5 protein-coding genes are annotated in these 4,535 nt (G+C 39.4%); 4 read left to right on the top strand and 1 reads right to left on the bottom strand.

Annotated features, from left to right (window positions below):
- Positions 1 to 148: 148 nt before the first annotated feature.
- The 4 genes from EF096_RS19965 (at position 149) to EF096_RS19950 (ending at position 4,430) form a co-directional block, all read left to right on the top strand.
- A complete protein-coding gene (locus tag EF096_RS19965) occupies positions 149 to 1,537 on the top strand; it encodes a DUF3732 domain-containing protein (RefSeq protein ID WP_123891490.1) in 1,389 nt (462 codons plus the stop codon).
- Positions 1,538 to 1,655: 118 nt separating this feature from the next.
- A complete protein-coding gene (locus EF096_RS19960; protein WP_123891489.1) occupies positions 1,656 to 3,290 on the top strand; it encodes a TIGR04141 family sporadically distributed protein in 1,635 nt (544 codons plus the stop codon).
- A 131-nt stretch (positions 3,291 to 3,421) separates the two neighbouring features.
- Positions 3,422 to 3,907: a hypothetical protein gene (locus EF096_RS19955; RefSeq protein WP_123891488.1), complete on the top strand. Its 486-nt coding sequence runs from the start codon at positions 3,422 to 3,424 to the stop codon at positions 3,905 to 3,907.
- An 85-nt stretch (positions 3,908 to 3,992) separates the two neighbouring features.
- Positions 3,993 to 4,430: a toll/interleukin-1 receptor domain-containing protein gene (locus tag EF096_RS19950; RefSeq protein WP_123891487.1), complete on the top strand. Its 438-nt coding sequence runs from the start codon at positions 3,993 to 3,995 to the stop codon at positions 4,428 to 4,430.
- Here EF096_RS19950 and EF096_RS19945 read toward each other — a convergent pair.
- On the bottom strand, positions 4,427 to 4,535 hold a 109-nt coding region (locus EF096_RS19945; protein WP_148079639.1), incomplete at its 5' end, for an IS3 family transposase. The genes EF096_RS19950 and EF096_RS19945 overlap by 4 nt on opposite strands.

Below are 4,535 nucleotides of genomic sequence, written 5' to 3'. Positions count from 1 at the left end.
CAAGCTGAGGCCTTGGGCATGACTAACTTGAATGGTGGCACGCTCTGCAACGCTGAGTTCGGAATAAGACATAGGGCAGCACCGTACCGGAAAGGTCAGGTGTTGCACTCAGTTTTTGCCGCCGCCCACTATAAAAGCTGGTTCAAAAGTGTCTTTTAGAAATTTTTTAAGCTTCTGTTATCAAGACCAAAACGCCATTGTTGCTCCAGACTATTTGTATAATAAGCCTAGCGATGCAAAAGTTATTGAAAGGATTGAGCGAACATTTAGGATGGCTTTAGGTATTGTTGATGCTAAAGGCGCGATTGTAAGCGAAAGGCTCGATAAATTGAAATCAGAACGCCAAAGTATAGAGCGGCGCTCAAATCTTGTAGAAAAAAAACGATTAGAGTTCCAAGAGGACGTAGTTTCTCTTGAAGAAGAGGCAGTTTCATTGGGGATTTTAGAGAAAACCAGTGATGATATCCAATCAGCATTAAATATTTTAGAGGAAGTTTCTAAATCACCTATTGACCAATTTGGCAATATAGGTGAAAAAATTAAAGTATTCGAATTGAGGGAGCTTGAACTCAGTAGAAAATTACGAAAATTTAGAAATTTCAATGAAGGCTATAAAGAATACCAATCTGTTATTAAGGAAAGTGACGATTCAATCCGTCCTGTAAAATATCTACTTGATAAGTATAGAGAGATCCTGCCGGGGACTAAAACCTTTGAAGTTTTATATGCCCTAGAGGATGAACTAACATCCGCAAAAGAGAGCTGGAAGAAACGAAATGATTCTTTATTGTTGGTTGACATTTCAGGCCAAACTAAGGCATTAGAAGCGGAGCTGGCGGAACTCCGAGTTAAAATAACAAAGCTAAATGGACTATCGAAAGGTTTGGCTTCTCCTAAAGAAATATATAGATATCAGGGTAAGCTAGGTGTAAAAGTTGAGCTTTATTCAGATAAGGCTACTCCACTAGATTATTCCGAGAAATTATCAGAAATAAATAACAAAATTTCTCAGTTAAACGGTATTGTGCAAGACATGGATTCGAAGCGCGAATTTGTGATGGGGAAGCTTAATGAGAAGATTAATGAACACTTAAGCCGACTTAAATTGAAAGGTTATGAAAAAAGTCAGGCAATTTTTTTAGAGTCTGAGAAAGCTATAAACTTGATTCTCGATGAAGGGCGCTCTGTAGAGAAGATGGTTGATATAGGTAGTGCTTCTAACTACCTATACATTCATTTAGCTTACTTCATGGCATTACACGAGGTGGCGCGTGGTAACCGCGTACCTTGGATGCCAAGTTTTTTGGTTTTTGATCAGGTTAGCACACCTTATACGCTTGAGAATTCTGATGACATATTAAGTCTTGACTTGGCATTAAATGAGTTGGACATATTTGTTGAGAGAATGAAAGAAAAAGGAGGAATTCAGATTATTATTATGGAACACATACCTGAATCTCATTGGGTTAATCTAAAGCTTGATAACTTTAAACTGGTAGACAAAGAACTTATTAACGGATATGGGCTCATAAATTAATTATTATGTAACGTCGAGTCAAGCCTTAACAAACGCATGTTGTCGGACTGGTTTTCCGCTGGGCTCCAAACCAGCCGCAAATGCGCGGCGTCAGGTATCAAATATGGAGTATTCTGCAATGGATAGCGATGAGAAAAAGCCGTACCTCTTTCTAAATTCATTTCTCGTAAAAGACGAGTACAAAGACCTTAACGTCAGTGAATTCTTAAAGAGTACTGCACAAGTAAGTTCCTACGACATTGATACCCAGCATGAGCTTGAGGGGCGTTTATTCGTAAAAAATTCAGCGGAGAAAAAGCCTAAGTGGGCTACTTTTGCTGAAGAAGTTACGGGTGTAGATTTGGATGAATTGTCAAATAGATCTAGCTCTGCGTTATTAATTATTAAAACCCCCGAAAATACGATGGCTTTTACTTTTGGCTATGGTCGTTTTCTCTTAGATACTAAGTATTTCGTGCATGACTTCGGAATTAAAACAGCGCTGAACACTTTAAAACACGACAGCTTGAGAAGTGTTGACCTTTTTACTTTAGATGATCAGGCTGTCCAAAAAAAATCTCAAGCAGCAAGGGAATCAGGTGTCGGCGTTTTTGGGATTGATATTTCGAAAGATGTCTTGAGAGCAGTAACAGGTTCGCCTAAATCAGGTGTCAATTTGAAGAGTATCTCAGGAGGTGATTCTGTATTTTCTTTTGGCATAGAGTTAAACATCGATGAAATGAGTGATTTAATCTCAACGCTTGCGGGCTATTACGACAATGACTCTTACAAAGGTGAGTTTTCATGGGTAGACAACATCCGTAAGATTAAGGAGTCGTCTGAAATTTCAGTTCTAGATAATCATCTTATTACTGCATTAAAAGCCAAAAGCTCTGATGTATGTATCACTATTCCAGAGATGGCTGACTGGGATTCTATTTGGGGTTTTAGCTTTACGCGCTCCAAAAACACGATAAACCCTACAATTGAAACTAATGACTACTATGCAAACCTTGATGTTGCAGCTGTATCTTTAGAATCAATAAAGAGAGACCGACTATTCGTATACGATGTCCATGAAAATGAAACAGAACACCAAATATATAAATCCATTTATTTTGAGCATAAAACAAGCGACAAAGTATATGTGTTGTTTGCTGGGGCATGGTACGAAATCGCTACTGATTTTATGGCTAGGGTAAACACCACGCTGTCACAAATACCAATATCTAGCTTGCCGTTTCCTGAAGTTTATACATGGAGCGAAGTTGTTGATGGTAAAACAAAAGATAAAATTGAAACCGAAGGTGATTACAACGAAAGGGCTGCCAACACACATTCTTATCACCTTTTAGATAAAAAGTTAATTAAAAGCAATAGAACGACAACTTCCATTGAACTTTGTGATCTAATGACTGCAAATAACCAGTATATCCATGTCAAACATCGAAAAGGAGGTTCGGCTGGTTTAAGTCACTTATTTGCTCAAGGTAGTGTGTCCGCAGAAATATTGTTGGGCGATAAAGAGTTTAGAAAAGCGACTAGAAAAGTTCTTAAGCGTGTGTGTAACGGATTACAGAATGCAGTCCCGTTAGATAGCTTCAAAAGTGATGGTGTAGAAGTTGTGTTTGTAATACTTGGAGAGGATTCATCAACTTTGAAGGATAACTTACCATTTTTTAGTAAAGTGAACCTTACCAAAGCATTTGAAAGTCTTTCTCAACGAGGGTTTGACGTGCAAATTGCGGGTGTAGGTACGTTACCAAAGCCTTGATGCCTAACACGTCATTGCAGCAGGGCAAATAACAGTTGGCTTTGCTCCTGTGTCGCTATTTTAGCCAACAATTATTTGCCCTGCTGCAATGAGGCGTTAGGTATTTCATAACTGCTATCGGATTATTCCTAATGATCGAAAATACCTTCAAAAGCTTCATGGCTTCCACGCTTATACTGAGACAAGCAGCTGAAGCCGCCGCCAGAGCAAAAATTAAGGATCAAAACTGCAGCTTAGTGACTATTGAACTCAACGCCGATTATGCATCTATCGCATTTATGGCTATTCCAGCTTGGACAGCATTCGCCGTTGAAATGGGTCTAAAAACGCTACTAACCAGCACTAAATTTGATCAAAACCCACTCGGTCACGACCTAGCCAAATTGTTAAGAAAGCTTCCATCAGAAATTCAAGGAGAGATAGAATCAAAAACGCTCGAAGGCATTGAATCTTCTGAAAACACTAATTTCGCCATTCTTCTAGAAGAGAACAGACTTGTATTTGAGGAATGGCGCTATTTCCATGAAGGTAAAAGCACTCAATCAAACATCGGTTTTCTGCAATCTTTGATGCTGGCCATCCACAACGTAAATATTTCAAACAAAGTAAATGCGTAAAATTACAACGCCCTAGACCTGAAACAAGCAGCGATGTCCTTCGCCAAGTTATTTTCAGCGTTATACTTATGACCTAGAGGAATATATGAAAGTTTTTGTAAGTTACTCAAGTAAAGATCTAGCTGATGTAGAGACCTTGAAAGCAAGTCTCGCGAATGGCCCAATTGAGCTTTTTGTTGCTGAAAACAGCGTCAAGCCAAGTGAATCTTTAGCATCAGAAATTAAATTAGCAATCAAATCATGCCACCTTTTTGTAGTGGTATGGAGCAATCACGCAAAAGCATCTGACTGGGTGTCTCAAGAGGTTGGACAAGCTGTTGCTTTAGGGAAATCCATATTACCGATTGTTCTGGAAGGCAGTATGGGATTGCCTGGGTTTATGTCCGAGCTCAAATACATATCCGCCGAGGGTAATAGGAAAGACGCGATGGATCGTGCTTCCAGTATAATTTTAGAAAAGTATGAGGAACGAAAGAAGAAGCAAGAAGATACACAGCGCAATGAATCGCCCCCAGTATCCTAGACACTCGCCAGACTCTGGTAATGACGCTTTTCGTACTCGACCGGTGACAGGTCACCACTCGTGCCGTGCCGGCGCCTTGGGTTATAAAACATCTCAATGTAATTG

Source organism: Pseudomonas neustonica, from assembly GCF_003797945.1.
GTDB classification, from domain to species: domain Bacteria; phylum Pseudomonadota; class Gammaproteobacteria; order Pseudomonadales; family Pseudomonadaceae; genus Halopseudomonas; species Halopseudomonas neustonica.
The sequence above is the reverse complement of the archived record's forward strand: the minus strand, read 5'-3'. Positions and strand labels throughout refer to the sequence as shown.